Origin of the sequence: Allobosea sp. BK604, assembly GCF_004341515.1 — a bacterium.
In the GTDB taxonomy this organism is placed as follows: Bacteria; Pseudomonadota; Alphaproteobacteria; order Rhizobiales; family Beijerinckiaceae; genus Allobosea.
On sequence record NZ_SLZF01000007.1, the window covers coordinates 57,460 to 84,055 of the forward strand.

At 66.0% G+C, this 26,596-nt stretch carries 25 protein-coding genes and 1 tRNA gene; 16 read left to right on the forward strand and 10 right to left on the reverse strand.

Going from position 1 to position 26,596, the window contains the following annotated elements:
* Positions 1 to 63: 63 nt before the first annotated feature.
* The 3 genes from olsB to EV560_RS21395 all read right to left on the reverse strand — a co-directional run bounded on the left by olsB (position 64) and on the right by EV560_RS21395 (position 4,857).
* A complete protein-coding gene (gene olsB, locus EV560_RS21385; RefSeq protein ID WP_207908085.1) occupies positions 64 to 1,005 on the reverse strand; it encodes a l-ornithine N(alpha)-acyltransferase in 942 nt (313 codons plus the stop codon).
* Positions 1,006 to 1,108: 103 nt separating this feature from the next.
* On the reverse strand, positions 1,109 to 3,214 hold the full coding sequence (locus tag EV560_RS21390; protein WP_131857845.1) for an ATP-binding protein: 2,106 nt from the start codon (positions 3,212 to 3,214) through the stop codon (positions 1,109 to 1,111).
* A 104-nt stretch (positions 3,215 to 3,318) separates the two neighbouring features.
* Positions 3,319 to 4,857 carry a YifB family Mg chelatase-like AAA ATPase gene (locus EV560_RS21395; protein WP_131857846.1) on the reverse strand — a complete coding sequence of 513 codons (1,539 nt, stop codon included), beginning with the start codon at positions 4,855 to 4,857 and terminating at the stop codon, positions 3,319 to 3,321.
* 494 nt (positions 4,858 to 5,351) lie between these two features.
* Here EV560_RS21395 and EV560_RS21400 point away from each other — a divergent pair, with 494 nt between their 5' ends.
* Positions 5,352 to 6,947 carry a peroxidase family protein gene (locus EV560_RS21400; RefSeq protein ID WP_248312152.1) on the forward strand — a complete coding sequence of 532 codons (1,596 nt, stop codon included), beginning with the start codon at positions 5,352 to 5,354 and terminating at the stop codon, positions 6,945 to 6,947.
* A 95-nt stretch (positions 6,948 to 7,042) separates the two neighbouring features.
* Here EV560_RS21400 and EV560_RS21405 read toward each other — a convergent pair whose 3' ends face one another.
* The gene (locus EV560_RS21405; RefSeq protein WP_131857847.1) at positions 7,043 to 7,366 is read right to left on the reverse strand and encodes a hypothetical protein; all 324 of its coding nucleotides are present in this window, start codon (positions 7,364 to 7,366) and stop codon (positions 7,043 to 7,045) included.
* Between the two features lie 320 nt (positions 7,367 to 7,686).
* Here EV560_RS21405 and EV560_RS21410 point away from each other — a divergent pair.
* The 4 genes from EV560_RS21410 (at position 7,687) to EV560_RS21425 (ending at position 10,711) form a co-directional block, all read left to right on the forward strand.
* Positions 7,687 to 7,776 (forward strand) — tRNA-Ser (locus tag EV560_RS21410).
* A 492-nt stretch (positions 7,777 to 8,268) separates the two neighbouring features.
* Positions 8,269 to 9,027 carry an acetoacetate decarboxylase gene (locus tag EV560_RS21415; RefSeq protein WP_131857848.1) on the forward strand — a complete coding sequence of 253 codons (759 nt, stop codon included), beginning with the start codon at positions 8,269 to 8,271 and terminating at the stop codon, positions 9,025 to 9,027.
* A 30-nt stretch (positions 9,028 to 9,057) separates the two neighbouring features.
* On the forward strand, positions 9,058 to 10,131 hold the full coding sequence (locus EV560_RS21420) for a class I SAM-dependent methyltransferase (protein ID WP_207908086.1): 1,074 nt from the start codon (positions 9,058 to 9,060) through the stop codon (positions 10,129 to 10,131).
* Positions 10,132 to 10,186: 55 nt separating this feature from the next.
* Positions 10,187 to 10,711, forward strand: coding sequence for a DedA family protein (locus tag EV560_RS21425; protein ID WP_131857849.1), 525 nt, complete (start codon positions 10,187 to 10,189; stop codon positions 10,709 to 10,711).
* Positions 10,712 to 10,876: 165 nt separating this feature from the next.
* Here EV560_RS21425 and EV560_RS21430 read toward each other — a convergent pair whose 3' ends face one another.
* Both EV560_RS21430 and EV560_RS21435 read right to left on the reverse strand, forming a co-directional pair.
* Positions 10,877 to 11,116: a tautomerase family protein gene (locus EV560_RS21430; protein ID WP_131857850.1), complete on the reverse strand. Its 240-nt coding sequence runs from the start codon at positions 11,114 to 11,116 to the stop codon at positions 10,877 to 10,879.
* A gap of 59 nt (positions 11,117 to 11,175) precedes the next feature.
* A complete protein-coding gene (locus tag EV560_RS21435; RefSeq protein ID WP_131857851.1) occupies positions 11,176 to 11,886 on the reverse strand; it encodes an SDR family NAD(P)-dependent oxidoreductase in 711 nt (236 codons plus the stop codon).
* Positions 11,887 to 12,016: 130 nt separating this feature from the next.
* Between EV560_RS21435 and EV560_RS21440 the strand changes: the two genes are divergently transcribed.
* From EV560_RS21440 to EV560_RS21490, 11 genes are all read left to right on the forward strand, one after another.
* Positions 12,017 to 12,913, forward strand: coding sequence for a LysR family transcriptional regulator (locus EV560_RS21440; RefSeq protein WP_131857852.1), 897 nt, complete (start codon positions 12,017 to 12,019; stop codon positions 12,911 to 12,913).
* Between the two features lie 518 nt (positions 12,914 to 13,431).
* On the forward strand, positions 13,432 to 14,223 hold the full coding sequence (locus tag EV560_RS21445) for an ABC transporter ATP-binding protein (protein WP_248312153.1): 792 nt from the start codon (positions 13,432 to 13,434) through the stop codon (positions 14,221 to 14,223).
* Entirely contained in the window at positions 14,220 to 14,930 is a 711-nt protein-coding gene (locus EV560_RS21450) for an ABC transporter ATP-binding protein (RefSeq protein ID WP_248312154.1), read from the forward strand. Before EV560_RS21445 ends, EV560_RS21450 begins: the two co-directional genes overlap by 4 nt.
* 37 nt (positions 14,931 to 14,967) lie before the next feature.
* Complete coding sequence (locus tag EV560_RS21455; RefSeq protein WP_131857853.1) at positions 14,968 to 16,179, forward strand: ABC transporter substrate-binding protein; 1,212 nt, start codon at positions 14,968 to 14,970, stop codon at positions 16,177 to 16,179.
* A 135-nt stretch (positions 16,180 to 16,314) separates the two neighbouring features.
* Positions 16,315 to 17,181: a branched-chain amino acid ABC transporter permease gene (locus EV560_RS21460; protein WP_131857854.1), complete on the forward strand. Its 867-nt coding sequence runs from the start codon at positions 16,315 to 16,317 to the stop codon at positions 17,179 to 17,181.
* Between the two features lie 10 nt (positions 17,182 to 17,191).
* Entirely contained in the window at positions 17,192 to 18,130 is a 939-nt protein-coding gene (locus EV560_RS21465) for a branched-chain amino acid ABC transporter permease (RefSeq protein WP_131857855.1), read from the forward strand.
* A 55-nt stretch (positions 18,131 to 18,185) separates the two neighbouring features.
* Positions 18,186 to 18,965, forward strand: coding sequence for an alpha/beta fold hydrolase (locus EV560_RS21470; RefSeq protein ID WP_131857856.1), 780 nt, complete (start codon positions 18,186 to 18,188; stop codon positions 18,963 to 18,965).
* Positions 18,966 to 18,981: 16 nt separating this feature from the next.
* Positions 18,982 to 19,560, forward strand: coding sequence for a DUF4286 family protein (locus tag EV560_RS21475; RefSeq protein ID WP_131857857.1), 579 nt, complete (start codon positions 18,982 to 18,984; stop codon positions 19,558 to 19,560).
* Between the two features lie 212 nt (positions 19,561 to 19,772).
* Positions 19,773 to 20,834 (forward strand): aminopeptidase, encoded by a 1,062-nt coding sequence (locus EV560_RS21480; protein ID WP_165923561.1) that lies wholly within the window; start codon positions 19,773 to 19,775, stop codon positions 20,832 to 20,834.
* 13 nt (positions 20,835 to 20,847) lie between these two features.
* Positions 20,848 to 21,630 (forward strand): alpha/beta fold hydrolase, encoded by a 783-nt coding sequence (locus tag EV560_RS21485; RefSeq protein ID WP_131857859.1) that lies wholly within the window; start codon positions 20,848 to 20,850, stop codon positions 21,628 to 21,630.
* A gap of 87 nt (positions 21,631 to 21,717) precedes the next feature.
* Positions 21,718 to 22,446, forward strand: coding sequence for a GntR family transcriptional regulator (locus tag EV560_RS21490; RefSeq protein WP_131857860.1), 729 nt, complete (start codon positions 21,718 to 21,720; stop codon positions 22,444 to 22,446).
* 11 nt (positions 22,447 to 22,457) lie between these two features.
* Here EV560_RS21490 and EV560_RS21495 read toward each other — a convergent pair whose 3' ends face one another.
* From EV560_RS21495 to EV560_RS21510, 4 genes are all read right to left on the reverse strand, one after another.
* Complete coding sequence (locus EV560_RS21495) at positions 22,458 to 22,883, reverse strand: nuclear transport factor 2 family protein (protein WP_165923562.1); 426 nt, start codon at positions 22,881 to 22,883, stop codon at positions 22,458 to 22,460.
* 90 nt (positions 22,884 to 22,973) lie between these two features.
* Entirely contained in the window at positions 22,974 to 24,020 is a 1,047-nt protein-coding gene (locus EV560_RS21500; protein WP_165923563.1) for a TRAP transporter substrate-binding protein, read from the reverse strand.
* A gap of 95 nt (positions 24,021 to 24,115) precedes the next feature.
* Complete coding sequence (locus tag EV560_RS21505) at positions 24,116 to 25,402, reverse strand: TRAP transporter large permease (RefSeq protein ID WP_131857863.1); 1,287 nt, start codon at positions 25,400 to 25,402, stop codon at positions 24,116 to 24,118.
* On the reverse strand, positions 25,399 to 25,989 hold the full coding sequence (locus EV560_RS21510) for a TRAP transporter small permease (RefSeq protein ID WP_165923564.1): 591 nt from the start codon (positions 25,987 to 25,989) through the stop codon (positions 25,399 to 25,401). The genes EV560_RS21505 and EV560_RS21510 overlap by 4 nt, the downstream gene beginning before the upstream one ends.
* Positions 25,990 to 26,596 lie beyond the last annotated feature (607 nt).

Sequence of the window (26,596 nt, forward strand, 5' to 3'; positions counted from 1 at the left end):
GAACCTCGAGCGAGGCAGCTGGATTCATTTACGCCGGCAATGACGGACGCGGGATAGCGCCGCTCAAGCCGCGAAGCGCTGGCCCTCGTCGCCGAGATAGGTGAGGTAGCGCTGGTCGATCGCGGCGGTCGGCAGGATGACCAGCACGTCGGTGGTGCCGAACTGCCTGTCGACCACGGCGCCGGTGCCGAAGCGCGCGCCGAGCCTGAGATAGCCCTTGATCAAGGGCGGCATCTGCTTCAGCGCCATCTTGCTGTCGATCATCTCGGCCGGCAGCCGGTCCATCGCGACGAGGCGCTCGGGCCGGGCCTGGGCCAGCCATTCGCCCTGCGAACGGGCATGATGGTGCAGGAAGCTCAGCGGCAGGGCGAGCGCATCCGGGTCGGTGCCGTCGAAACTGGCGCAGCCGAACATCGCGTCGATCCGGTGATGCCGGACATAGGCCCAGATGCCCTTCCAGAGCAGCTCCACCGTCTTCTTGGTACGGTAGGGCTTCAGAACGCAGGAGCGACCAAGCTCGAGGAAGCGCAGCTCGGGATGGCGGGCGGTCAGCGCCGAAAGCTCGAATTCCGACTGGGTGTAGAAGCCGCCGAGCTTCGCGGCCGCCCCCTCGCGCATGAGGCGGTAGGTGCCGACGACCCTGGGCTTTATGCCGCCGAAACGGCCGCGCGCCGCATGGTCGATGACGAGGAGATGGTCGCAGGCGGCGTCGTAACGGTCGGCATCGCGGCGGAACATCCGCGAGACGACGTCCGGCTTGGCCGACATTTCCTGGTAGAACACTCGGTAGCGCAGGCGCTGCGCCCGCCAGATCTCGCGCGGGCCGCGCGCCAGCCTGACCTCGAGCGAGCCGAGACGGCCGAGCGAGCCATCGAGCCCTTCCTGGTTCCGGCCGAAGCGGCGCACCGTATCGCTGGTGATCCTGGCGAGCGGCGACAGCCAAGGATGTCCGGCCGGCAACTGCTTTGCCGGCTGCCGCAATCCGCGGAAGACATCGAACGCCATAGCCCGTTTCGTCCCTGTGCCGTCGATTCTTGCCATTGGGAACGCTAGCGCCGCCGATCTTACAGGATCGCGACAGAACTACGTCAGAGTTATGACGTTTCGGTCAGGCACTCAAGGCCCGGGTGGTGCTGCCCACAATTTGCTCGATCCAGCGCCGCAGCGCCTCGCGCTCCAGCGGCTTAGCCAGGCAATCATCCATCCCGGCCGCGAGGGCGGCGCGGCGGTCGGCTTCCGCGGCGTTCGCGGTGACGGCGAGAATGGGCAGGCGTTGCGCCGCGCCGCGCCCGGCTTCGGCCGCGCGGATCGCGCGGGCGGCGGCGAGACCGTCGAGTTCGGGCATGCGGATGTCCAGCAGAATCAGGTCGAAACCCGGGCCCGCACCGGCGAGCGCGGCCTCGGCGCGTTGCACGGCCTCGCGCCCGTCGCGCGCCCAGATCGCGGCGCAGCCGAGCCGCTCCAGCGTTCGCGTCGCCAGCAGGGCGTTGATCTCGTTATCCTCGGCCACCAGCACGGTGAGGCGCGGCGCGGCGGCCTCGACGGCCCGCGCGGCGGGCGCTGCCATGGCCGGAGCATCCGGCCGGTACGGCCTGACGACGGGAGAGAGGCGCTCGTAGAGCGAGCGGGCCCGCACCGGCTTGACCAGGAAGCCGGTGAAACCCGCTGCCAGCGGCGAGCCAAATTGCCGGCGCTCGAATGGCGACAGCACGATCAGGCAATCGGCGACGCCGGCCTCGCGTGCCGCTGACGCAAGCATGCGCGCATCCTCGCTGCCGACCTCCTGATCGATCAGCGCTGCCTCAAAGCGTTGATCGCTCATCAGCGCGTCGCGCGCCGCTTCCGCGCTCTCGGCATGCGTGACCGTCGCGCCGGCATTCTCGATCGTCTCGGCGAGATAGCGCGCCCCGAACGGGGCGGCCGAGACGAGGAGGACGCGCCTGCCGCGCCAATCCGGGGGTGCGGAGGCAGGCTCGCTACCCGCGGCCGCCAGCAGCGGCAGGACGACCCGGAAAATGGCGCCGTTGCCGGGCGTGCTCGCGACAGAGACCTCGCCGCCCATCAGCGTCACCAGCCGGCGCACGATCGCGAGGCCGAGCCCGGTTCCGTCATGCCGGCGCGCGGCTGAATGGTCGGCCTGCTCGAATTCCTCGAAGATCGCCTGGATGCGATCGGGCGGAATCCCGGGGCCGGTATCGGCGACCGTGATCTCGATCGCTTGCCCGGCGCGGCCGACGCGAAGGCCGACGCCGCCGCGCTCGGTGAATTTCACGGCGTTGCCGACAAGGTTGAGCAGGACCTGGCGCAGCCGGTCGCGATCCCCGATCAGATGCGAGGGCAGGTCGGGCGCGAGGAAGCTCGCGATCTCGATGCCCTTGGCCTGGGCGCGCGGCGCCATCAATTCGCTGACGGTCTCGATCAGCAGGCTGAGATCGAAGCGCTCCTCGACGAGCTCGAGCTTGCCGGCCTCGACCTTGGCGAAGTCGAGGATGTCGTCGACGAGCGAGAGCAGCGCCTCGCCCGAAGTCCGGAGCGCCCGCACATAGGTGGTCTGTTCGGGATCGAGCCGCGTGTCGTTGAGGAGATCGGCCATGCCGAGAATGCCGTTGAGCGGCGTGCGGAACTCGTGGCTGACGGTGGCGAGGAAGCGCGATTTCGCCTCGCTCGCGCCTTCCGCCCGGCTGCGCGCTTCCATCAGCGCCTGCTCACCGGCGATGCGCGCCGAGATATCGCGCCCGACACGCTGCAGCACGGTCTTGCCGAGTGCGACCGGCACCACCGTCTCGACCCAGGAGATCCAGCGTTCACCACCATCCGGCGAGGCGATGCACTCGTCGAAGACACGCGATCCGTCATCGAGCGCCTGGGCCGGCCGCGAGGCTATGAGGCGCGGCTCGATGCGGCTGCCGACGATCTCGGTCTCCGTGGCGCCGAGCAGCGTGGCATAGGCCGCATTGGCATAGATGATCCGCCCTTCGTTCCGTCGCACGATCAGGTCGCCTTGCGCCTCGATCAGGCTGCGATAGCGCTCCTCGCTATCGGCGAGCGCCCAGAGCCGGTCGTTGAGCTTGTCGAGATCCTCGGTCAGTTCGGCGGCCTGCAGCAGGACGCGGTCGCGGGCGCGCACCAGCAGGAAGGCGGCGGTCCCAGCCAGCACGGCGGCGGCACTCGCAAGAATGGCCCAAAGCAACGGCAGGACGGAGGCGGGTTCCATGAGCCATGGTCTTAGCAGCCGCGAGTTGAGGAACCCTTGGGAACAACGCCAAACTTTCCGGTTTCCGGGTGGGCTTGCTTAACCATGCCGCGTGGGCCGGGCAGTCACGCTGCCTGCGCCACCTGGTCGATGCGCGAGCGATAGGACAGCGCCTCCGCCAGATGGATGCGGCCGACCTTGGCCTCGCCGTCGAGATCGGCGAGCGTGCGCGCCACCTTGAGCACGCGATGATAGCCGCGCGCCGTCAGCCGCATCGCCTCGGCGGCATCGCGCAGCAGGTTCAATCCGGCGCCGTCCGGCCGCGCGATCTGGTCGAGCACCGGTGCGGGGCAGGCGGCATTGGTCGTGACATTCGGCAGGTTCAGCGCCTCGAACCGTGCCGTTTGCGCCTGCCGCGCCACGGCGACCCGCGCCGCGACCTCGGCCGAGCCTTCGCCCGCGGCCGGCAGCAGCAGATCGGCGGCGGTCACCGCCGGCACGTCGATGACGATGTCGATCCGGTCCAGCATCGGGCCGGAGATCCGGGTTTGATATTGCGCCATGCAGCGCTCGTTCGGCTGGCGCCGGCAGGCATAGCCCGGCTCGGTCGCCTTGCCGCAGCGGCACGGGTTCATCGCGGCGACGAGCTGGAAACGTGCCGGATAGACAGCGCGGTGGTTGGCGCGCGAGATCAGCACGTCGCCGGTTTCCATCGGCTGGCGCAGCGCATCGAGCGCCTGCGCCTGGAATTCGGGCAGCTCGTCGAGGAAGAGCACGCCGTGGTGCGCCAGTGAGACCTCGCCCGGTTTCGCTTGCAGGCCGCCCCCGACCAGCGCCGCCATCGAAGCGGAATGATGTGGCGCGCGAAACGGCCGCCGGTCGGTCAGCGCGCCTTCAGCGAGATGGCCGGCGACCGAATGCACCATCGAGACTTCCAGCAATTCGCGCGGCGACAGCGGCGGCAGGATCGAGGGCAGGCGGCTCGCCAGCATCGATTTGCCCGCGCCTGGAGGCCCGTTCATCAGCAGGTTATGGCCACCGGCAGCCGCGATCTCGAGCACGCGCTTGGCGCTTTCCTGGCCGCGGATATCGCCGAGATCGGGCAGGGGGCCGGCCTGCCGCGCGACGGAGGGCTGCGGCCGTGCCAGCACCTGCGTGCCCTTGAAATGGTTGGCGAGCTGGATCAGCGAACGCGGCGCGAGGATGTCGATATCGGCCGCGGCCCAGGCGGCCTCCGGCCCGCAGGCCGCGGGGCAGATCAGCCCCTGGCCGCGGGCATAGGCTGCGATCGCGGCCGGCAGCACGCCGGCGACGGCGGTGAGCGAGCCGTCGAGCGCGAGTTCCCCCAGCACCGCATAGCCGGCGAGCGCGTCCGGCGGTATCGCGCCGATCGCGGCCATGACACCGAGCGCGATCGGCAGGTCGTAATGGCTGCCTTCCTTCGGCAGGTCGGCCGGCGCGAGGTTGACGGTGATGCGCTTGGCCGGCAGCGCCAGGCCGGAGGCGATCAGTGCGGCGCGCACCCGCTCGCGGCTTTCCGCGACGGCCTTGTCGGGCAGGCCGACGAGAATGAAATTGACGTTGCCCGAGGTGACCTGGACCTGCACGTCGACGCTGCGCGCCTCGATGCCCTCGAACGCAACCGTCGCGACCCGCGTCACCATCAGCGCCACCCCTGCCCATGCGGAAGCTAGCGAAAGCTCGGCTCCAAAGCAAGAACATATAGGGAACTTAATGCGCCCGCCTCGCCGTTTACCATCCACCGTCTGTGACGCAGCTCATGGAGATGGACCTCGGAAGACAGCTAGGGCTGTATCGCCCGGGCCAGTTTCCATCGTTCGGCCGACGAGGGGCGCGACAAGACTGTTTTTTCAGCAATCGCCCAATTCGGCGTTTGTTCAAAAGGGTTTATCGCAAGTTCTTAATAGTGTTGGCTCAAATTGAAGTTGGTAGTGTCTTGCCGAACTTGCGTATTGATATTAGAGAAATTCGATGATGCCGCGTTGAAGAACGTATTAGTAAGATTTGTCGATATTTTTCGATAATCACCATGGTGCCGATCATGGTGAGGCGCGGCTCATGCGAAGGCAACGGGGATTTTGGGGGACAATCTTTCACGTCAAAGGCGTCGAGGCGCCCAAAGCGACAGGAGATTTCCATGCCTGATACGATGACTTTGCCTCCAGTGACCAAGGCCGGCACCAGCCTGCCGGTCGAATTGCTCAAGGCCACCACCGCCAAGGCCAATGCGGTCAAGGTCACGCCCGGCCATGGTGTCGCCGGCCGGCATCCGACCCGCGAATTGCTCGATGCGCTTTCGGGCAACAAGGACCCCGGCATGTTCGGGCGCATGTTCCCGAAGCTGCCGCCGCTCCAGGTCGCCGATGCCAAGCTCAAGGCGCTGGCGGAGGCGATGCTCGATGCGACGCCGGCTGACGCCAGCAAGGACAATCCCAACGTCCCGGCCGGCTTCACCTATCTCGGCCAGTTCGTCGACCATGACATCACGCTCGACCTGACCTCGCTCGGCGACAAGCAGAAGGACCCGCTCGGTGTGGAGAACTTCCGCACGCCGAGCCTCGATCTGGATTGCCTCTATGGGCTGGGGCCCGATGGCTCGCCGCATCTCTATTCGCGCAACGGGCCGGATTTCAAAACCCGCGGCCCGAAATTCGTCATCGGCAAGAACATCAATGTCGGCTTCGGCGGCGTCACCGGCAATTTCAGCAATGATCTGCCGCGCTCGCCCGAGGGCATGGCGCTGATCGGCGACCATCGCAACGACGAGAACCTGCTGGTCGCGCAGACCCATCTCGCCTTCCTGAAGTTCCACAACAAGGTCTGCGACATCCTCGCGAACGGGGCGAAGCCTCCGGCCGATCTCTTCGCCGAGGCGCGCCGCGTCGTCACCTGGCACTATCAATGGATGGTGCTGCACGATTTCGTCGAGCGGCTGACCGAACCCGGCATCGTCGCCAAGATCCTGCATGACGGGCGCAAGTTCTATCGCTTCAAGCGCACGCCCTATATGCCGGTCGAGTTCTCGGTGGCGGCCTATCGGCTCGGCCACAGCATGGTCCGGCAGACCTACAGCCATAACCGCGTCTTCCCGGATATCGGCTTCGACCTGCTCTTCGGCTTCACCGGCCTCTCCGGACAGATCGCCGGCGATCTCGCCCCCAATCCGCCGACCGGGCCGCTGCCGGTCTCGGTGCTGCCGAGCAACTGGATCATCGACTGGCGCCGCTTCCATGATCTCGGCACGCCGGCGGGCACGCCGGGCTTCACCTTCAACCATGCCAGGCGGCTCGATCCGCTCCTGGTCAAGGAACTGCACGAGCTGCCGGGCGGCGGCGGCAATCTCGCCTTCCGCAATCTCAAGCGCGGCGTCATGCTCGGCCTGCCCTCGGGCCAGGACGTGGCGGCCCATATGAAGGTCAAGAAGCCGCTGACCCCGGCCGAGATCGCCAGCGGGCCGGACGGCGTCGTCGCCAAGCAGCAGGGCCTCGATAAGGCGACCCCGCTCTGGTACTACATCCTCAAGGAAGCGCAGGTTCGCCATAACGGCGAGCGCCTCGGCCCGGTCGGCTCGACCATCGTCTCCGAGGTCTTCGTCGGCCTCGTCCATGGCGATCCGCAATCCTACATCTGGCAGGTGAAGGACTGGAAGCCGACCTTGCCCTCGGCCAAGCCGAACGACTTCACCATGGCCGATCTGCTCAGGCTGGTGAACGATATCAACCCGATCGGCTGATCGCGCACAAAGGAAAGGGCGGCCGAAGCCGCCCTTTCCGTCCTGGACCAGGTTCTTTGGACCAAGCTCGTGAGATTACGCGGCGACCCCGGCTTTCACCGTCTTGTGACGATGCCGATCTTCGGCTTCGGCCTGGCGCCGAGCCAGAGCAGCAGGAAGCCGAGCACGAAGCAGGCGAGCGCCGTCGGCGCCTTCAGCAGGTTGATCAGGACCGGGTCCCAGAGCAGCGGGTGGATATTGCGCGCGACCATGGGCTGGATCAGCGCATAGCGCTCGCGCAGCAGGGTCGTCAGCGTCTCGCTCAGCGGCGTGAACAGCAGCGTCGAATTGGCGATCGAGCGCGCGCCGTCGAGCACGAGCACGACGAAGCCGGCGGCGACGCTCAGATAACCCAGCAACCGCACCAGAAATCTCAGCATCGCATCCCGTCCCGCGCCGCCGGCGTCCGCACACCGACGGCCGCCGCAAGCCGGCTCGCACCGGCCTGTTCCACCAGCCCCCGCGCCGATGTGCCCATTCGGCCGCCGGATTGCAACATCGCTTCCGGCACGCCAGGCGCGCCTCCTTCATTCGCAGGAGAGGCCCGGCATTCGCAGGGGAGGCCCGGGCCGCGCTCCCGCTCTCGCCGCCATGCGCGAACATGTCGCGAGCATGCCGGGACGAGAGATGGTGAGGAATTGCACCTCGACGCGTTTCAGCCCTTGAAAGAAGCCGGCTCGGCGGTCATAAGCAGCGCGCCGGACAGGTGGCCGAGTGGTTGAAGGCGCACGCCTGGAAAGTGTGTATACGGGAAACCGTATCGCGGGTTCGAATCCCGCCCTGTCCGCCAGCTGATTTCAGTCGTCGCTCATGAGCGGGTTTCCGCGCTCAGTCCTCGGGCCGTCGTCGTCACGGCGCGGTACAGCCACGGCATCCTCACCGATTTCAAGACGGGTTCGGGCTTCTGGTCGGCCCGTCGCGACTTCCATTTGCTGCGAAGCCGCCTTCCGGCTTGCGCTTGCCTCTCGATCAGAACCTCACGGCGAGGTTGGCGTTGAAGGCCTCGTCCTGCGCATTCCCGGCGCCATCTGTCCGACGTCGAAGCGATGGCCGAGTTCGCCGAAGACCTGGGTTGTGCCTGCACCCGATGATGCTCGCATAGCGCCGCCGCGGCATCGCGGACTTGACCGCTTGTTGGCTTGAGGCTTCGCTGCGCGTGGCTGCCGTTCGACTGTCGTTTCCCGATACCGCGAGGCTGATCCTGACCAACCCGGCAAGACCGGCCCGGACTCGTCCGGCCCGACTTCAACGCGCGATCAGCCCTCGCAACCTGGAGAAAGCCATGAAGATCTCCGACGTGCGTGCAAAAGCCTTCGCCATGCCGCTCAACGATCCGGCCTATCCGAGGCCGCCCTATCGCTTCTACAACCGCGAATTCGTCGTCATCACCTATCGGACGGATCCCGAGGCGCTGCGCGCCGTCGTGCCCGAGCCACTCGAGGTGATCGGCGACACCGTCGCCTATGAATTCATCCGCATGCCCGACTCGACGGGCTTCGGCGACTACACCGAGACCGGCCAGGTCATCCCCGTTCGCTTCACCGCGCCCACGGGCGAGGTGCAGGAGGGCGGCTATGTCCATGCCATGTATCTCGACGACAACTCCCCGATCGCGGGCGGGCGGGAAATCTGGGGCTTTCCGAAGAAGCTGGCGACGCCGAAGCTGGCGCATGAGCAGGAGACGCTCGTCGGAACCCTGCATTACGGTTCGGTGCTCTGCGTCACCGCCACGATGGGCTACAAGCATCGCGAGATCGATCTCGAACCGATCGCCAAGGCGATGGCCAAGCCCGCCTTCATGATCAAGATCATCCCGCATGTCGATTGCACGCCGCGGATCTGCGAGCTCGTCCGCTACTATCTCGAGGATGTGACGTTGAAAGGCGCCTGGAGCGGCCCGGCCGCGCTGCAGCTTTTCGCGCATGCGATGTGCGACGTCGCCCGCCTGCCGGTTCGCGAGGTTGTCTCGGCCAGCCATTATGTTGCCGACCTGACGCTGGGCCTCGGCGAGGTCGTCTTCGACTATCTCGACGAAAAGTAAGTACAGGCAAGTTCGAACGGAGATGCAGGAATGAGCCATTCGCCAATGCCTTCATCTCCGGCGGCCATGGAGCGCGGCGCCTATAACCGGAACTCCTCGGTCCAGGAGAGCGGCTCGGCGCCGGCGCTTCCCTTGTTCGAGAGTGCTGCGCGGGCGGTGGACCTGCCGGCACCGCCGGCGCCGATCGTCATTGCCGATTACGGCGCCTCGCAGGGCCACAATTCCTTCGGCCCGATGGCCGCGGCCATTCGCGCGCTCCGCGAACGGACCGCTCCCGAACAGGCGATCTCGATCGTCCACACCGATTTGCCGGGCAATGATTTCAGCGCCCTGTTCCAGGCCCTGGCGTCCGATCCGCAGAGCTATCTCCGCGCCGATCCCTACACCTTCGCCTCCGCCGTCGGGCGAAGCTTCTACGAGCAGTTGCTCCCGGCAGCGAGCGTGACGCTTGGCTGGAGTTCCTGGGCCGTCCAGTGGCTGAGCCGCGCGCCGGCCGCGATCCCGGACCATGTCCAGGTCGCCTGCAGCCGCGACGCCGCTGTCAAGGAGCAATACCTCCGGCAGGCAGCCGAGGACTGGCGGATGTTCCTGCGCCAGCGTGGGCGCGAGCTGCGCTCGGGCGGGCGTCTCGTCATTCTCACGATGGCGCTCACGGATCAGGGAGATTTCGGCTACCGACCCGTGCTTGCGGCATTGTACGGGGCTCTCCAAACCCTTGTCGATGCCGGCTTCCTGAAGGCGGAAGAGCTGCACCGGATGGCCGTTCCCACGGTCGGCCGCGGCAAATCGCAACTGCTGGCGCCGTTCCAGGACGGGCGCTTCGAAGGGCTGGAGATCGAGCAGGCGGAGGTCTTCCTCGAACCGGACGCGATCTGGGAGCGCTATGAGCGCGACGGCGACGCCAGCGCTTTCGCCGCTCGCTGGGCCGGCTTCTGCCGCGCCTCGGTGATGCCTACCCTGGCGCTCGCCCTCGACGGCGCGTCCGGCGCTGGCAGGGAAGCCGAGTTCCTCGACAGGGTCGAACACGGGATGGCCCGCATTCTCGCCGAGAAGCCGGAGAAAAGCGTCATTCCGCTGGCTTCGATCTCGCTGCGCAAGCGATGACAAGAAGGCTGGGGCGATGGTCCCTGACAGCAGGCATTGAGCCGGGGTGAGCCGCATGGAAGAAGCTGTTGGCCTTATCCAACCCTATCTCGCGTCCTACGGCGTCGCGGCGCTGTTCGTCCTGGTCTTCCTGGAAGCGCTGGGAGCGCCGGTGCCCGGCGAGACCGCGATCATCGCGGCTTCGTCCCTCGCGGCCGAGGGGCAGCTGAGCCTGCCGCACGCTCTCATCGCGATCTTCTGTGGGGCCGTTCTTGGCGATTGCACGGGATATGTGATCGGCCGGACCGGCGGCCATGCCCTGCTGACGCGCTATGGTCCGCGCTTCAAGCTGACGCCCGAGCGCCTGAAGCAGCTCGAGGATCTCTTCCGCAGTCGCGGGATCTACATCGTCATGACCGCCCGCTTCGTCGTGATCCTGCGACAGCTCAACGGCATCATCGCCGGCTCGGTGCGGATGCCCTGGCAGCATTTTCTGCCCGCCAACATGGTCGGCGCGCTGCTGTGGACGCTGGTCTGGGGCGTCGGCCCCTATGTCACGCTCCACGTGATCCAGCCATTCGTGACGCGTTGGTGGGGTTGAGCCTTGGCTTTCTGGCCGTGATACGGTCGGCTACGCGACAGGTTTGCCGGCAGGGTCAGGGATAGCCGGCCCTGCCGGATTGTCTTCAATAAGATCTCGGCTTCCGCAAGGGCGGTGCCGGCTTTGTCGGACGCAATGGGCGCAGGGCGGCACGCCGCCGCTCGTTCACCTCGTGTCGCCGGCTCTGAGCTGCCGGCGATATTCCGGTACGGTGACGCCGCCGACGCCCCAGCTTTCCAGCTCGACCTCGTCGATGACGACGAAGGTCGAGTTCAGCGGCTTGCTGAGCACGTCGAGCAGCAACTCGCTGACGCCTTTGATTAGCGCGGCCTTTTGCTCGGGCGTCGTGCTGGAGGCGCCGGGCGCCGTCCCTTCGCGCGTCACCTTGATGTTCACGTAGGGCATGATCGGTTCCTCCGGTTCTAAACGATTGATAGTGACGTGCGATCAGATCGGCGCGTGCTCTAGCGACCGGCGTGCTGGCCGCCATCGACATGGATCGTTTCGCCGGTCACGAAGCCGGCGCGCTCGAGATACAGGACGGCGTCGACGATCTCCTCGATCTCGCCCAGCCGGCCCATCGGGTGCTGCCCGGCGAGAAATTCATGGGTCGCCGGCGCATGCATCGGCGTCCTGATGATGCCGGGAGCCACGGCGTTCACGCGGATGCCCGTCTTGGCGTATTCGATCGCCAGCCCGCGCGTGACCGCATCGAGCCCGCCCTTGGTCAGCGCCGCCAGGCCCGATGGAATGTCGGAAAGCGGCTGGTCCACCAGCGCGGTGGTGATCTGGACGATGTGGCCGCGTCCCTGCTTCAGCATCTGGCCGAGGGCGAGCTGCGTGACATGGAAGAAGCCGGCGACATTGACGTCGAGGACGCTGTTGAAATCCTCCTGCGTGTAGTCGGTGAAGGGCTTGCCGATGAAGATGCCGGCATTGTTGATCAGCGTGTCGATCCGGCCAAAACGCTCAATCGCCGTGTTCACGACCTGCTCGGCGATCCGGCGGTCGCCGATATTGCCGGGCACCGTTACGACGCCCTCGTCCGAAGACGGCTTGATGCCGCGCGAATTGGCGACGACCGCGTAGCCGTTCTCGCGATAGGCCTGGACGAGGCCGGCGCCGATGCCCTGCGAGGCGCCGGTGACGATGGCGACCTTCTGTTCCTTGCTCATGGTGGTGGTTCTCTCTTTGGTGGTCGCGATGGTCAGGCGCGCTTGCGCAGTTCGGCGGCCACCCCGTCCATTCGAAGTGCGTACTGGTTAGCTCCATTCCCAACTGTGGAAAATTCGCTAGTATCGCTCAATGGCTGATAAAAAACGCACAGAGCCCGACTGGCAGGACCTTCGCGTCTTCCTCGCGCTGGGACGGCACGGCAGCCTCTCGGCTGCGGCCCGGGCGCTTTCAGTCAATCACGCGACGATCGCGCGCCGGATCCATTCGCTCGAGGCGACATTGGGCGAAAAGCTCGTCGAACGGCGCGCCGAAGGCTATGTCCTGACGCCGGCCGGAACCCGCGCGCTTGCGGCGGCGAGCGACATGGAAACCGCCATCCAGACGCTCGGCCGGGCCGGCGCAGACGATACGCCGCGAGGCCTCGTGCGCGTGAACGCGCCGCCTGCCCTCGTGCATGGCTTCCTGGTCGCGCGCCTGGCGCAGGTGCCGGCGCAGCATCGCGGTCTCGATATCGATCTCGCCACCGATTTCCGCTCGGTCAGCCTCGAGCGCCACAAGACCGACATCGCGATCCGGCTCAGCCGGCCGGAGGATGGCGACATCATCGCCAGGCCGTTGGTGACGGTGGGCTACGGCTTCTACGGCACGCCCGATCTCTGCGCGCGCATCGAGGCCGGCGGCGAGCCTGTCTTCGTCAGCTTCGACGAGGTGAATGCCTATGTGCCGGAGGCGGCCTGGTTCGCGCGCCAGTTCCCCAAGGCGCGCCGCTCGTTCCGGACGAGCAATCAGTTCGCCCAGGCGATCGCTGCCAGGGCCGGGACAGGGTTGGCGCTGCTGCCGCACTATATCGGCCGCACGGATCCTGGCCTGCGCCACTGGCGGCCCGATCTCGCCCCGCCGCCCCGCGAGCTCTGGCTGCTCACACGCCGCCATGACCGCAAGGACCTGCCGATCCGCACGGTCGTCGAGCATCTGACTGAGGTCTTCGCTGGGGAGAGGGCCCTGTTCGAGTCAGCCGCCGCATGAGCGGGCCCACTTTCCTGCGTGAGAGCGAGCGGGCGGGCTCGGTGGAAGGTCCATGACGCTCTCTATTTGTCGACACTTTTGAATGCGGGTGAGTGCGGCAGTCTCGCTATCGGGCGCGTCGACTGCCTCGGTCGGATGCGTTCGCCGGGGCGGGAGTGCGTCCGGACATTGCCGTCGGCAAATCAATCGGTGCGGCTTGTTGGCGCACCGGCGCCCCGATGAGACGCCTTCATGAGGGCGGGCTTGCCCTTCTGGAATTCGGAGGTTTCGGGCCTCCCTGCATGATCGCGCGTAGTTTGTGCTGAAGCTACGGCAACTTCGAGGCCGCTCCGGCTGTCGCTCGCATCCCGCCGGAATGCCCGCGTCATCCGGCGCGAGCCGACTGGGACCAATTGCGCGTTGACTCGTCCCGTTGCGCTCAATAATGTCGACACATTGAGTGAAACCAGAACAGACCGCATGGTCCGCAGCCTCCTGGCGAGCGCCGGACCGCAAGCGTGCATGGCGAGAGTGGAAACGTGCTAAGCAAGCAGGCGATTGCGCCCGCCGAGACCATCCTGCAGGTCAGCGACGTTCATCGCCGTTTCGGCGGAGTCGCGGCCGTTGCCGGTGCCGATTTCGCCGTTCGGCGTGGTTCGATCACCGGCCTGCTCGGGCCGAACGGAGCCGGCAAGACGACGCTGTTCAACATCGTCGCCGGATCGATCCCGCCATCGAGCGGCAGCATCCTTCTCGAAGGTCGCGACGTCACCGGTCGGCGGCCCGACGAGCTCGCGCATCTCGGCCTGACCCGGACCTTCCAGCTGGCGCGCGGCCTGTCCGATCTCACGGTGCTGGAGAATTTCGCGCTCTACGCCAAGGCGCATCCGGGCGAGACGCTCTGGCGCGTCTTCCTCGATGCCGGCTCCGTCAAGCAGCGCGAGGAGGCGGTGCTGGAGGGGGCCTGGGAGCTGGTGCGGCAGCTCAACCTCGCCCATGTCGCGAATAACCGCACCACCGACCTTTCCGGCGGCCAGAAGAAGCTGGTCGAGCTCGGCCGCGCCCTGCTCGGCCACCCGAAGCTGCTCCTGCTCGACGAGCCCATGGCCGGCGTCAACCCGGCGCTCGCGGTCGAGATCGGCAACTACCTCCTGTCCATTCGCGATCGTGGCGTCACGATCCTGGTCATCGAACACAACATGAGCTTCATCCGTCAGATCTGCGACCATGTCATCGTGCTCGCCGCCGGCAAGGTCATCGCCGAAGGCAGCTTCGAGGAGGTCCGCGCCAACGAGACCGTGCAGGCCGCCTATTTCGGGAGCTCGCTGTGAGCTTCCTCAAGGTCGACCAGGTCGTCGCCGGCTATGGCGCGCATGACGAGATCCTGAAAAAGGTCGACATGGTGGTCGAGCCGGGCGAGATCGTCTCGATCCTCGGCCCCAACGGCGCCGGCAAATCCACGCTACTCAAGACGGTGGCCGGGCTGGTCGCGCCGCGCTCCGGCACCGTCGAATTCGTCGGGGCGGATATCGCCGGGCTGCGGCCGCGCGATGTCAGCCGCCGCGGCATCGTCTTCGTGCCGCAGGAGCACAACATCTTCGCCTCGCTGTCGATCGAGGAGAATCTCGAGATCGCCAGCTACCTCGACAAGGCTGAATACCGGACCCGCCTCGCGCAGGTCTATGCGCGCATGCCGGAATTGGCCGATCGCCGCCGGCTCACCGCGGGCGCCCTCTCCGGCGGCCAGCGCCAGTCGCTGGCCATGGCGATGGCGCTGATGGTCGGGCCCCGGCTGATGCTGCTCGACGAGCCGACGGCAGGGCTCTCGCCCGCGGCCGCGGAAAAGCTCTTCGCGCTCGTCCGCGCCATTCGCGACGACGGCGTGACCATTGCCATGGTCGAGCAGAACGCCTTGCGCTCGCTGATGGTCTCGGACCGCGCCTACATCCTGGTCGATGGCCGCAATGCCCGCAGCGGTTCGGCTCAGGAACTGATCAACGACGCCGAGATCCGCCAGATCTTTCTCGGCGAAAAGTGACCGAACGGCCCGGAAGGCCATACGAGGGGAGGAGATCATGACCATGACAGGTTCGAGCATTTCACGGCGCAGCTTGCTCAAGACCGCAGCCGGTGCGGGAGCGGTGGCGTTGTTTGCTCCCGGCATCGCGCGGGCGCAGCTCACCGAGCCGGTCCGGATCGGCGCGCTGATGTCGCTGACCGGCGCCGGCGGCACCTGGGGGCCGATCATGGCCAAGATTCAGCAGCAGATCGTCGCCCAGGTGAACGATGCCGGCGGCGTCCTTGGCCAGAAGGTCGAGTATTTCGTCGAGGACGACCAGACCAATCCCGATGCCGGCGTCCTGGCCGCGCGCAAGCTGATCGATGTCAACAAGGTCTGTGCCATCACCGGCGTCTGGTCCTCGGCCGTGGCGATGCCGACCTTGCCGATCTGCTGGCAGAACAAGGTCGCGATGCTCGGCATCGCTGCCTCGGATACGCTCGCGGAGCTGCCGCACCAGGGTTATTTCCTGCGCACCTATGTTCCCGTCTCGCTTCAGGGCAAGGCGATCGGCCAGTTCGGGCTGGCGCGCGGCGCCAAGAACTTCTTCGTCATGCTGGCGCAGAACCCGTTCAGCCAGGCCATGCTCAAGGGCCTGAAGGACGAGGTCGAGCCGAAGGGCGCCAAGGTCAACCACGTCATCTATGACGGCACCAAGACCTCGTTCCGCTCCGAGGTCGACCAGGCGCTGAAGGCCAAGCCCGATTTCATCATGCTCGGCGGCTATCCGCAGGATAGCGGCGCGATCATGAAGGACCTCTACCGCAACAGCTATAGCGGTACGATCTGCGGCTTCGGCACCGCGATCACCGGCGAGTTCATCGCCGCCGCGGGCAAGGATGTCGCCAACGGCGTCTACACGGTCTTCCCCTCGGTCGCCGAGAACTCGCCCGCCTATAAGAGCCTGCAGAAGCTCGTCGGCTCGACTGATGTGCTCGATACCAATCGCTGCCAGGCCTATGACCAGATCAACCTGGCGATCCTGGCCGTCGCCGCCGGCAAGCAGGCCAGCGGCGAGTCGATCCAGAAGACCATCCGCTCGACGATCGGCGGTCCGGATGGCGAGCCCGTCGGCGACGTCCTGACCGGCCTCAAGCTCCTCTCCGAGGGCAAGCGGATCAATTACGAGGGCGCCTCGAGCAATTGCGAGTTCCTGCCGAACGGCAACCTGCCCAACGCCTATTTCAAGACGATGCAGGTCAAGGACGGCGTCCTCACGACCGTCTGACGACAACCGGCCCGGCCGCCACGGCCGGGCCTTGCTTCAGCCAAGATAGATCTTGCCGGCACCCGAGCTGAGCGTCCCGTGCGGATTTTTCGCCGGGATGCACCGCCTCCCGGCCGTGCGACATTGGGAACGAGTATGGAATTGCTGACGGAGATCATGCAGCTGGTGGTGAACGGCCTGATGGCCGGCGCCATCCTGGCCGTGCCCGCAATCGCCTTCAGCCTGATCTTCGCTGTGCTCCAGATCAGCAATTTCTCGGTGGCGGCCCATATCGCGATCGGCGCCTACACGACCTATGTGGTGAACGCGCTGTTCGGCCTGCCCGAGGCCGCCGCCGTCGTCTGCGCCTTCCTCGTCAGCGGCTCGGTCGGTGTCGTCAGCGACCATCTCGCCCTCAAGCCGCTACGCACTTACGGACCGCTGACCGTCGCGATCGCCTCCATGGCGCTCAACCTCGTGCTCGAGAACCTGATCCGCTTCGGTTTCGGCAATGCCGTGCAGGCGCTCGACCTGCCGGTCTATCGCAACTGGGTCTTCGCCGGCGTTCACGTCGCACCGCAGCAGTTCTTCAACTTCCTGATCGCAGCCGGCGCCATGGTCGCGCTGTTCTGCCTGCTCACCTTCACCTCGATCGGCAAGCAGATGCGGGCGGTCGCCGACAATCCGACGCTCGCCGACATCAAGGGCATCAGCCCCGAGCAGATCTCGCGTCTGGCGGTGTTCATCGGCATGGGCCTTGCCGGCGTCGGCGGCGTGCTGATCGCGCTCGAAGCCGCGATCGAGCCGAATATGGGCTTCCGCGTCATCCTGCCGGTCTTCGCCGCCGCGGTGCTCGGCGGACTCGGCAATATCCCCGGCGCCGTCGCCGGCGCCCTGATCATCGGCGTCGCCGAGGAATTGTCGCTGCTGGCGCTGCCGGTCGCCTATCGCTCGGCGGTCGGCTTCATCGCCATCATCGTCGCGCTGCTGTTCTTCCCGCGCGGCATCCTGGGCAAGCGGTAAGGAGCCGGCCATGACGACCTATGTCCTCAGCGTCCTGACCTTCGGCAGCATCTACGCGCTGCTCGCGCTCGGCCTCAACCTGATGTGGGGCATGACCGGAATGGTCAATCTCGGCATCCTCGGCTACTACGCCATCGGCGGCTATGTCTCGGCCCTGCTGACGGTGAAGCTCGGCCTGCCGGTCTTCGCCGGCATGCTGGTCGGCACGCTCGCCGCCGCCCTGCTGGGCGCCGCGACCTGCGTCGGCCTCGTCAAGCTGCGCGACGACTATCTCGCCATCGCCACGCTCGGCTTTGCCCAGGTCATGGCGCTCATCGCCCAGAACGAGATCTGGCTGACCAACGGCACCGACGGCATCGGCCAGGTGCCCCGGCTCGGAGATGAGCTCCAGGGCCAGAGCTTCGGCATCCTCTACCTGCTGATCTGCCTGCTCATCGTCGCGCTCGTCTTCGTCGGCACGGAAGTGCTGCGTCGCTCGCCCTTCGGGCGCGTCCTGCGCGCCGTCCGCGACGATTCCATGGTGGCAGCCACAGCCGGCAAATACGTCTTCGGCTACCAGATGAAGGCGCTCGCGGTCGGCGGCGGCATCATGGGCCTCGCCGGTGCCTCCTATGTCCATTATATCGGCTTCATCTCGCCCGAGGTCTTCCAGCCGCAGCTGCTGATTTACATCTTCCTGGCGCTGATCCTCGGCGGTCGCGGCAATAATCTCGGAGCCGTGGCCGGCGCCTTCTTCGTCGTCATCATCGTCGAGGGCACGCGCTTCATCGCCGAGATCGTCCCGTCGCTCTCGGCCGTGCAGATCGGTGCGATCCGCCAGCTCATCATCGGCATCGGCTTCATCGTCGTCCTGCAGAACTGGCCGCGCGGCCTGATCCCCGAGCCGCTGCGGCGCTACCGGCCGCCCGCGGACCCGGCAGCGGGACAGGGCAGCGAGCGGGCCGGCTGAGCATGCGCCGCTTTCCATCGAGACGCGTCGGCGCGCCGGCCTGACGGAGATTTTCATGCGCAAGCAGCTCTTCCATCGCATCCAGGGGCAGGGATCGCCGCTCGTCCTGCTCCACCCTGTCGGGCTCGACCACAGCTTCTGGGGCCCGCTCGTCGAGCAGGCGGCGAGCCTGCATACGGTCGTCAGCGTCGACCTCATGGGTCATGGCGCCTCGCCCTCCGCCTCGCCCGATCGCGGCATTGCGGCCTTTGCCGCCGATGTCGCCGCGCTTCTCGACGATCTCGGATTCGCCCGCGCCGGCCTGCTCGGCCTTTCCTTCGGCGGGATGATCACGCAGGAATTCGCCCTCGGCTTTCGTGAGCGGCTCGCCTTCATGATCGTCGGGGCCTGCGGCCCGCGCATTCCGCCCGAGGCGCGCGAGGCCGTCCGCGCCCGCGGCGTCACCGATCCCGCGACCGGCATGGCCGGGATCGTCGATGCGACGCTGCAGCGCTGGTTCACCGCACCGTTCCTCGGCACCGAGCCGACACGGCGCGTGGCAGCTCGACTGCTCGCCAATGACCCCATCGGCTGGGCCGCCGGCTGGAACGCGATTTCCGGCTTCGACGCCCTCGACCGCCTCGGCACGATCAAGGCCCCGGCGCTGGTCATTGCCGCAGAGCACGATGCCGGCACGCCGGTCGCCGCGACCAGGATGATCGCGGACGCGATCCCCGGCGCCGAATTCGCCCTGCTGCCCGGCGCGCCGCACATGATGCAGATCGAACATGCCAAGGCCTTCACGGCGCGCGTGATGACCTTCCTGCGCGCACGCGCCGCTGCCGGACAGGCCTGAGCAGAGGGAACCGAACATGCCGCAACTGGGACTTCTGTTCGTCATCAACGAGCCCCCCGCCGCGATGGAGGAGGAGCTCAACGCCTGGTACGACACCGAGCATATTCCCGAACGGCTCGCCATCGACGGCTTCCTGTCGGGCGAGCGCTATGTCTCGGCGGTGCGGCAACGCCGCTACCTCGCGCTCTACGACCTGACCGATGTCGAGGTCCTGCGCAGCCCGGGCTACATGGCCTTCGTCGGCGACCGCTTCACGCCTTGGACCAAGCGCATCCTCTCGCGGACCAGGGTGACGCGCTACGAGGCGGTGCAGCTCTACCCCGGCGATGCCGTGGCCATCCCCGCGCCCGGCCACCTCATCCTGCGCTGCACCGGCATCGCCGCGCCAGGCGAGATCGAGGAGCGGGCGAAGCGCTGCTTCCTCGGCAAGCCGGGCGTGGCCCAGTTGCGCATCTACGCCGGCAGCGGCGCTAATGCCGGCTCCGCCTTCATCCATGTCGCCGGAACGGGCGATCTCGCCGCGCTTGCCGATCCGCAGGTCCTTGCGGGCATGCAGGGCCGTCTGGAGTTGATCGAGACCTACCTTCCGTATTAAGCGCGCTCATTAAAGTGGCGACATTTTAAATCGGAGAGAAAGACTCCGCTCTGTTGCCGTTCCATATATTATTGAATTCACTAGGAAATGAAGAGATCAGCTTTCAGGCGGAATGTCGACATCGCTTGACGGCTTAAAAAATGTCGACATTATTGCCGTTAACACGATGGGCGCCCTTCATGCGAGCGGTGTCCCGAAAAAGGAGAAAAGACATGAACAGGGGCAGCTTCATCGCTGGGACGCTCGACTATCTGCGCCGCCCGCTGGTCGCCAACATCACCAAGGGCAAGCGCGTCCTCGTGCTGTCCGACTTCGATCACGACCCGCGCGTCTGGCAGGCCGTGATGACGATCCTGGCCGATATCGGCGCGGACGCGACGCTGTCGCTGTTCGAGCGTCGCCCGGCCGATTATTACGATCCGCCATCGGCCGTGGTCGAAGCGATGATGAACTCAGATTTCAACATCCTGCTCGCCTCGACCGGCATGTTGCACTCCTCGGCGAGCTTCAACGCCATGGCGGCCGGCATCCCGTCGATCTGCATGGATGGTGGCATGACGCTGGAGATGTTCCAGTCGGGCGCCGTCACCGACGACATGAAGATGATCGCGCTGCGCAAGCATTACGTCTCGAAGAACGTGTTCGGGCCGGATCCGAAGATGTGCCGCGTCACCTCCGATTACGGCACCGACTTCACCTATAGCGTCGATGGCCGCATCACCTGCCCGCCGCTGCCGGGCCCGGATTTCGATCCCTACAAGATCATCAACTTCGCCAAGGACGAGAACCGTCCGGGCAACAACCTGCTCTACTACCTGTTCCCGACCGGCGAGTTCAACGTCGCCCCGGTCGAGGGCAGCGCCAATGGCAAGCTCGTCATCGACCTCACCATGCACCATATCGGCCGCGTGCTGACGCCGATCGAGCTGACGGTGAAGGACGGGCGCGTGATCGATATCGACGGCGGCCCGGAAGCGCGCATCCTGCGCGACTATCTCGAAGTCTATGGCGACGAGAACGCCTATATGTGCCCGGCCGAGGCCTCGGTCGGCGTCAACGCCAAGGCGGTCGTGCGCGGCATCCAGCGCGAGGACAAGAACATCTGGGGCACGCTGCATTTCGGCCTCGGCACCAATGTCGATGTCGGCGGCTCGGTGAAGTCGAAGATCCATATGGACGGCGTCATCCTGCATCCGACCCTCGAGGTCGACGGCGTCACCAAGATCAAGCGCGGCAAGTTCCTGGTGCCGATCGAGAAGGATATCGGCGCGTAAGAAGGGAACGACGATGATCCTGGCGCATCGCGTCGAAGGTCCGGCCGGCGGCTTGCCCCTGTTCCTGATCCATCCGCTCGGGGCGGATCAGGGCTTCTGGGACGAGTGCCGCCGTCATGTCGGGCCGGATGTCCTGACCGTGAGTTGCGACCTGCGCGGCAGCGGTGCCTCGCCCGATCTCGGCGAGCCGCTGACGTTCGCGACCACGGTCGCTGATATCGAGGCGCTGCGCCTTCATCTCGGGCTCGATCGCATCGTGCTCGCCGGCTGCGCCGTCGGCGCCATGGCTGCTACGGCTTACGCCGCGCGCCATGGCGCGCATGTCGCCGGCCTCGTGATGTCCAATCCCGGCATCCGCATCATGCCCGCCGGCGTGGAGAACCTGCGCCAGCGGGCCGAGGCGGTGCGCCGCTCGGGCATGGCGAGCCTGCTGCCTGGCGCGATCGAGAATGCCTTCATCGGCTATGGCGATACGCCGGCTCGCAAAAGCTACGAGGCGAAGTTCGTGGCGCAGAAAGCCGAGAACTACGCCTTCGCCTGCGAGGGCGCCGCGCTCTCCGATATCACCGGGGATTGCGCCTGGATTGCCTGCCCGGTCCTGCTCGTGCCCGGCCGCAACGACCGCCTGTTCCCACGCGAGCATACCGACGCGATCGCCGCGATCCTGCCGCGCGCGAAGGTCGACGAGTTCGAATCGGGCGCGCATTTCATCCCCTATCAACAGCCGCGTGAATTCGGCGCGGCGCTGCTGAATTTCGTCACCCAGGCCGGATTACTGCCGCGCCAATCGGCCTGAACATGGCCGAATGGCGGATTTGAACACGCCCTGGAATCCACGTAGGCATGAACGCATAACCGAGGAACACGTTTGCCCGATCATGCGATGATGACCGCCGAGGAAAGCTTGTCGCGGGCGCAAGGTGTCATCCGTGGCATCATCGCCGCACGTGACGATCGCAACTCGCTGGTGACGCAGATCGCGATCGAGGTCGGCGCCGAGATCATCGAGGGTGTGATCCTGCCCGGGCACGATCTCAACTCGGTCGAGCTCGCCCGCCGCTACAAGACCAGCCGCACCCCGATCCGCGAGGCGCTGATGCTCCTCGAGAAGGAGGGGCTGGTCGATATCCCGCCGCGGCGGCGTCCGCGTGTCCTCGTCATGGATACCGGCACGATCCGCGAGATCTACCGGATCCGCGCGGCCATCCTCGAGCTCGTGGCCGGCGACGTGACCAAGAACGCCACGGACGATGAGCTGGCCGAGCTTGCCGGCACGGTCGCCGACATGGCGGCGGCCTGTGGCAATGACGACCGCCGCGCCTATGTCTGGGCGAATATCGCCTTCCACGACATGAATCTCGCGGTCTCCAAGAACATGACGGCCAAGCGCCTGGTCGAGGCGCTGCTCCTGCGCACCTTCCCGCTGCGGCGTGTCTCGCTATCCCAGCCGGGGCGGCTGGCGGCTTCGCTCGACGACCATCAGCGCCTGATCAAGGCCTATCGCGACCGCGACGCCAATCTCGCCGCCGCGCTGATCCGCTCCAACCATTTCAACGCGCTGCGCAATATCGAGCAGTCGGCAACATGGCGCGACCGCGCTGACCGCGACTGACAACTTGCCGGCTACATATGGACGTCGAAGGACTTGTCCATGATCACGACGCGGCTGTCGAACAGCCAGCGTCCGTCGACGCGGGTGAGGTCGCAGACATATTCGCCGGGCGAGAGCAGTTCCGTCACGCCTTCGCAGGTATAGAAGTCGAGCAGGTAGCAACGCGCCTTGGCCTTGTCGCCCTCGACCTCGGCCGTGACATTGCTGACCACATGACGGAACTGCGCCTTGCGCTCGCGCGTGACGCGCTCGGTCCGTTCGGCGAAATCGCGGATGCCGGCATGCCCCTCGAAGCGCCCGAGCACCGGGCTCTCGATGAAGGCGTTTTCGCTGAAGCAGCCGACGACGGCCTCGACATCGCAATGGTCGAGGCTCGTCGCATAGCGAATGAACAGGCTGTTGATCTCGAACCAGTCCTGAAGGGACGCTTGCTTCATCGAGGGTCTTCCGCGTTTGGCCGGGCGTAGTCGGGTCGGCATGGCGAGGGCGCCGGAAGCATGGCTTCCGACGCCCGCTCTTTCAGCTGATCAGGCGCCCTGGAGCGCGGCGGCGCATTTGTCGAGCCAGGCCTTGCCGATCTTGCCCTCGAACTGGGCGCGGACCGGCTCGGTCGCCTGGACGAAAAGCTTCTTGTTCTCAGGCGTGATCTCGTTGACCTTGGCGACCTTCTCCAGCGTCGCACGCGCGCGCTCGATATCCTTGGGCTGCGCCTCCCATTGCCAGTCCATCGCCTTCTTCATGGCCTGGTTGATCATGGCCTGCTCTTCCGGCGCGAATTTCTTCCAGGTCGCCGGGCTGGTGGCGTTGAGGAAGAAGTCCATCGTATGCGCGTCGAGCGAGACATATTGCGCGACCTCGTACATCTTCTGGTCGACGACATCCGGCAGCGGATATTCGAAGCCGTCGACGACGCCCTGCTGCAGGGCGAGGTAGAGCTCGGACGGGTCCATCGCCACCGGGCTCGCGCCGAGCGCCTTGAAGGTCGCCATATAGACCTCGCTGTTGATGACGCGCAGCTTCAGGCCCACCGTATCGGCCGGTTTCTGCACCGGGCGTGTGCGGTTGACGATGTGACGCGGCCCGAGCAGCCAGTAGCCGAAGACCTTGAGGCCGACGGCCTCGGTCATCTTCGAGATGTCGGAGCCGATCTCGCCCTCGAGCGCAGTGCGCAGCTTGGTCGGCGAGTCGATCATGTAGGGCAGCGTGAAGACGTCCATCGGCTTCACGAAGTTCGAATACCAGGCCGGCACGGCCATGCTGAAGTCGAGCGAGCCGGCCTGGACCGATTGCAGCATCTCCGAGATCGGGCCGAGCTGCGAGCTCGGGAAGATCTGCAGCCTGTACTTGTTCGAGGAGAGTGCCGCGAGCTCATCGCCGAAGCGCTGGATCGCCTGATGGTAGACGGTGTTGGCCGGGACCATATGGCCGAAGCGCAGGCGCACCGGCGACTGGCCGATGGCAGGTGAGGTGATGCCGAGCGCGCCGGCTGCTCCGGCCGCGCCTGCGGCCGCGGCGAGCTTCAGCGCGTCGCGCCGGCGGATACCCTTGGTCCGAGGCGTGGTCTTCTGAGTCATGGTTTCCTCCCAGGTTTTTGAGCCATTCATGACCGGAGGTCTGGAGCGGTCCGTTCCAGGCCTCCGGTGCGTCGTTCCCGGTTGCCCCGGGTTGTTCAGAATTTCAGCACGGCCGGCAGCCAGGTCGTCAGCGGCGGGAACAGGATCATCAGGACGACGACCAGGATCAGCCAGAAGACGAAGGGCAGGATCTCGAGCGAGAGCTTTTCGACCGAGATGTTCATCAGGCTCGAGGTCATGAACAGGATGACGCCGGCCGGTGGGTGGACGATGCCGACCATGCAGGCGATCACGAAGATGATGCCGAATTGCACGTCCGGCACGCCGTACTGGGCGGCGATCGGCGCCAGCAGCGGCGCGACCGCGACCATGATCGGCACTGCGTCCATGACCATGCCGAGCACCAGCAGCGCGATCATGACCAGGAACAGGAACACGGTCGGGCTGTCCGTGACCGAGGTCAGGAAATCGGCGAGCTGCTGGGTGACGCCGTCGAAGGCGAAGAGCCAGGAGATCAGCGCGCCGGTGGCGAGCAGCATGCCGACGACCGAGCTGATGATAGCGCTGTAGATGATCGCGTCGTAGATGTCCTTCAGCTTCAGCCGCGGCCGCGACAGGAAGCCGATGATCAGCGTGTAGACGACGCCGATGCCGGCCGACTCGGTCACGGTGAAGATGCCGCCGACGATGCCGCCGACGATCACGACCGGCAGGAACAGCAGCGGAATGACGGCGATCGTCTGCTTGACCAGTTCGCGGAAGGGCGGCCGCTCCAGCACCTTGCCGTAGTTGTGCTTCCGCGTCGTGTAGAAGGTCATGACCAGGAAGCCGGCGGTGAAGAGCAGGCCGGGGATGATGGCTGCGATGAACAGCGCGCCCACCGAGACGTTGCCGACCGACATGGCGTAGATGATCATCGCCAGGCTGGGCGGGATGATCGGGCCGATGACGGCGGTCGCGGCGGTCAGCGCGGCGCTGTACATCACCGGATAGCCGGCGCGCACCATCAGCTGGATCTGGACCCGGCCGGTCGAGGCGATGTCCGAGACCGCCGTGCCGCCGGCGCCGGCGAAGACCAGCGATTGCAGCACGTTGAGATAGGCCATGCCGCCGCGCCAGCGGCCGAGCAGCATCTGCAGCCAGACGACCATGCGTGGCAGCATATGCGCCCGGTCGGCCAGGATGCCGAGCATCGTGAAGAGCGGGATGGCGAGCAGCGGGAACGAGCCGAGCGACGAATAGAAGCGCCGCGTCAGGATGGTCGGCTCCATGTTCTCGAAGAAGAGCATGAAGGTCGAGGTCGCGAAGCCCATGCCGAACGCGACCGGCATGCCGATCAGGATGGTGAGCAGGAAGAGGATGCCGACGACGGGCAGCATCATAGCGCGGCACTCCCGGTTGCGGGCATCGCGCGCCGGTCGAGCAGCATGAGCACGAGCTGGTGGTAGATCAGCAGCGCGAAGCCGACCGGGATCGCCAGGAAGCCCCAGACCAGGCTGAGATTGAGGGCAGGGTCCATCTGGCCGGCGGCCGGCCCGAGCGAGACGATGCCGCTCCACAACATCTCGGCGAAGAAGCCGAGCGCCAGGAACTGCCCGATGATGCGCACGGCCTTGCCGATGCCCGTCGGCAGGCTCTTCACCAGCAGCTCGAAGCCGACATGGCCGCCCTGGCGTAGCGCGAGCCCCGCGCCGAGCAGGAAGAACCAGAGCAGCAGGAATTTCGCCCCCGCGCTGACGAAGAACGAGGATGAGCCGAAGACGTAGCGCGAGACCACGTCATAGGCGATGAAGAAGGTGAACAGCACCCCGGCCGCGACCAGGATCCACTCGGTCGCCTTGATGATGATGAAGTCGATCCGGTAGAGCGCCGCGGGCAGGGCCGCGAATTGCTCGCCGATATGCATTTCCCAGGTCTTCTCGTCCGAGTCCCATGACTCGGCGTCGTCGTTTCTTGCGACGTCCGGCATGCTTCCTCCCAAAGCTCTTCTGATTCTTGTCGTTGCCAGGCTGCGGCCTGCGGTTGGAGCATCCGCTCCTGCCATCTCCCTTCGTCGCGCTTCTTTTTGAGGCGTCGCCGCCATGTCGCGAGTGCACCAATTCAGGCGCCTTGGCCTCGACGACTAACCCAAACAAGCAGGGCGCACAACGCTTTTTATTGATCTATAATTAGGAAGTGAGGGGGCTGAGGGTTTTTCCTATCATCTTGATAGGCATAAGTTTTTATGGCGCCTTCATTTGCGTTTCCCCGACGCTCGGCGGTTGACACGGTCTTCTGACGGCTCTTATTTATATATCTAAAATTAAGAGACGAAACCCGTCGAAAGCCGACCGATGGACCGAGCCTGGGCCGAGCGCCGCGGCGGTCTCACAGCCGGCTGAGGCGAGGTTCGCTCGGGAGGAATGTCTTGGCCCTTGCCGCAACGATATGCGGAACGGTCGTTGCCGGTGACGGCCGCGATCGTCTGCCGCTCGACCATTTCAGAAACCTGCGCCGCCGAAGGGGCCGGGACCGCGCCTCGTCGCCTTCACGCCAGGCTGTCGGTGCCGCGCGCCGCGCTCCTGCCGTCCAGCTCG

What these genes read in the sequence shown, in the direction of transcription:
- olsB (WP_207908085.1), bottom strand. Translation starts at nt 1,005, where the DNA reads ATGGCGTTCGATGTCTTCCGCGGATTGCGGCAGCCGGCAAAGCAGTTG.
- EV560_RS21390 (WP_131857845.1), bottom strand. Translation starts at nt 3,214, where the DNA reads ATGGAACCCGCCTCCGTCCTGCCGTTGCTTTGGGCCATTCTTGCGAGT.
- EV560_RS21395 (WP_131857846.1), bottom strand. Translation starts at nt 4,857, where the DNA reads ATGGTGACGCGGGTCGCGACGGTTGCGTTCGAGGGCATCGAGGCGCGC.
- EV560_RS21400 (WP_248312152.1), top strand. Translation starts at nt 5,352, where the DNA reads ATGCCTGATACGATGACTTTGCCTCCAGTGACCAAGGCCGGCACCAGC.
- EV560_RS21405 (WP_131857847.1), bottom strand. Translation starts at nt 7,366, where the DNA reads ATGCTGAGATTTCTGGTGCGGTTGCTGGGTTATCTGAGCGTCGCCGCC.
- EV560_RS21415 (WP_131857848.1), top strand. Translation starts at nt 8,269, where the DNA reads ATGAAGATCTCCGACGTGCGTGCAAAAGCCTTCGCCATGCCGCTCAAC.
- EV560_RS21420 (WP_207908086.1), top strand. Translation starts at nt 9,058, where the DNA reads ATGAGCCATTCGCCAATGCCTTCATCTCCGGCGGCCATGGAGCGCGGC.
- EV560_RS21425 (WP_131857849.1), top strand. Translation starts at nt 10,187, where the DNA reads ATGGAAGAAGCTGTTGGCCTTATCCAACCCTATCTCGCGTCCTACGGC.
- EV560_RS21430 (WP_131857850.1), bottom strand. Translation starts at nt 11,116, where the DNA reads ATGCCCTACGTGAACATCAAGGTGACGCGCGAAGGGACGGCGCCCGGC.
- EV560_RS21435 (WP_131857851.1), bottom strand. Translation starts at nt 11,886, where the DNA reads ATGAGCAAGGAACAGAAGGTCGCCATCGTCACCGGCGCCTCGCAGGGC.
- EV560_RS21440 (WP_131857852.1), top strand. Translation starts at nt 12,017, where the DNA reads ATGGCTGATAAAAAACGCACAGAGCCCGACTGGCAGGACCTTCGCGTC.
- EV560_RS21455 (WP_131857853.1), top strand. Translation starts at nt 14,968, where the DNA reads ATGACCATGACAGGTTCGAGCATTTCACGGCGCAGCTTGCTCAAGACC.
- EV560_RS21460 (WP_131857854.1), top strand. Translation starts at nt 16,315, where the DNA reads ATGGAATTGCTGACGGAGATCATGCAGCTGGTGGTGAACGGCCTGATG.
- EV560_RS21465 (WP_131857855.1), top strand. Translation starts at nt 17,192, where the DNA reads ATGACGACCTATGTCCTCAGCGTCCTGACCTTCGGCAGCATCTACGCG.
- EV560_RS21470 (WP_131857856.1), top strand. Translation starts at nt 18,186, where the DNA reads ATGCGCAAGCAGCTCTTCCATCGCATCCAGGGGCAGGGATCGCCGCTC.
- EV560_RS21475 (WP_131857857.1), top strand. Translation starts at nt 18,982, where the DNA reads ATGCCGCAACTGGGACTTCTGTTCGTCATCAACGAGCCCCCCGCCGCG.
- EV560_RS21480 (WP_165923561.1), top strand. Translation starts at nt 19,773, where the DNA reads ATGAACAGGGGCAGCTTCATCGCTGGGACGCTCGACTATCTGCGCCGC.
- EV560_RS21485 (WP_131857859.1), top strand. Translation starts at nt 20,848, where the DNA reads ATGATCCTGGCGCATCGCGTCGAAGGTCCGGCCGGCGGCTTGCCCCTG.
- EV560_RS21490 (WP_131857860.1), top strand. Translation starts at nt 21,718, where the DNA reads ATGATGACCGCCGAGGAAAGCTTGTCGCGGGCGCAAGGTGTCATCCGT.
- EV560_RS21495 (WP_165923562.1), bottom strand. Translation starts at nt 22,883, where the DNA reads ATGAAGCAAGCGTCCCTTCAGGACTGGTTCGAGATCAACAGCCTGTTC.
- EV560_RS21500 (WP_165923563.1), bottom strand. Translation starts at nt 24,020, where the DNA reads ATGACTCAGAAGACCACGCCTCGGACCAAGGGTATCCGCCGGCGCGAC.
- EV560_RS21505 (WP_131857863.1), bottom strand. Translation starts at nt 25,402, where the DNA reads ATGATGCTGCCCGTCGTCGGCATCCTCTTCCTGCTCACCATCCTGATC.
- EV560_RS21510 (WP_165923564.1), bottom strand. Translation starts at nt 25,989, where the DNA reads ATGCCGGACGTCGCAAGAAACGACGACGCCGAGTCATGGGACTCGGAC.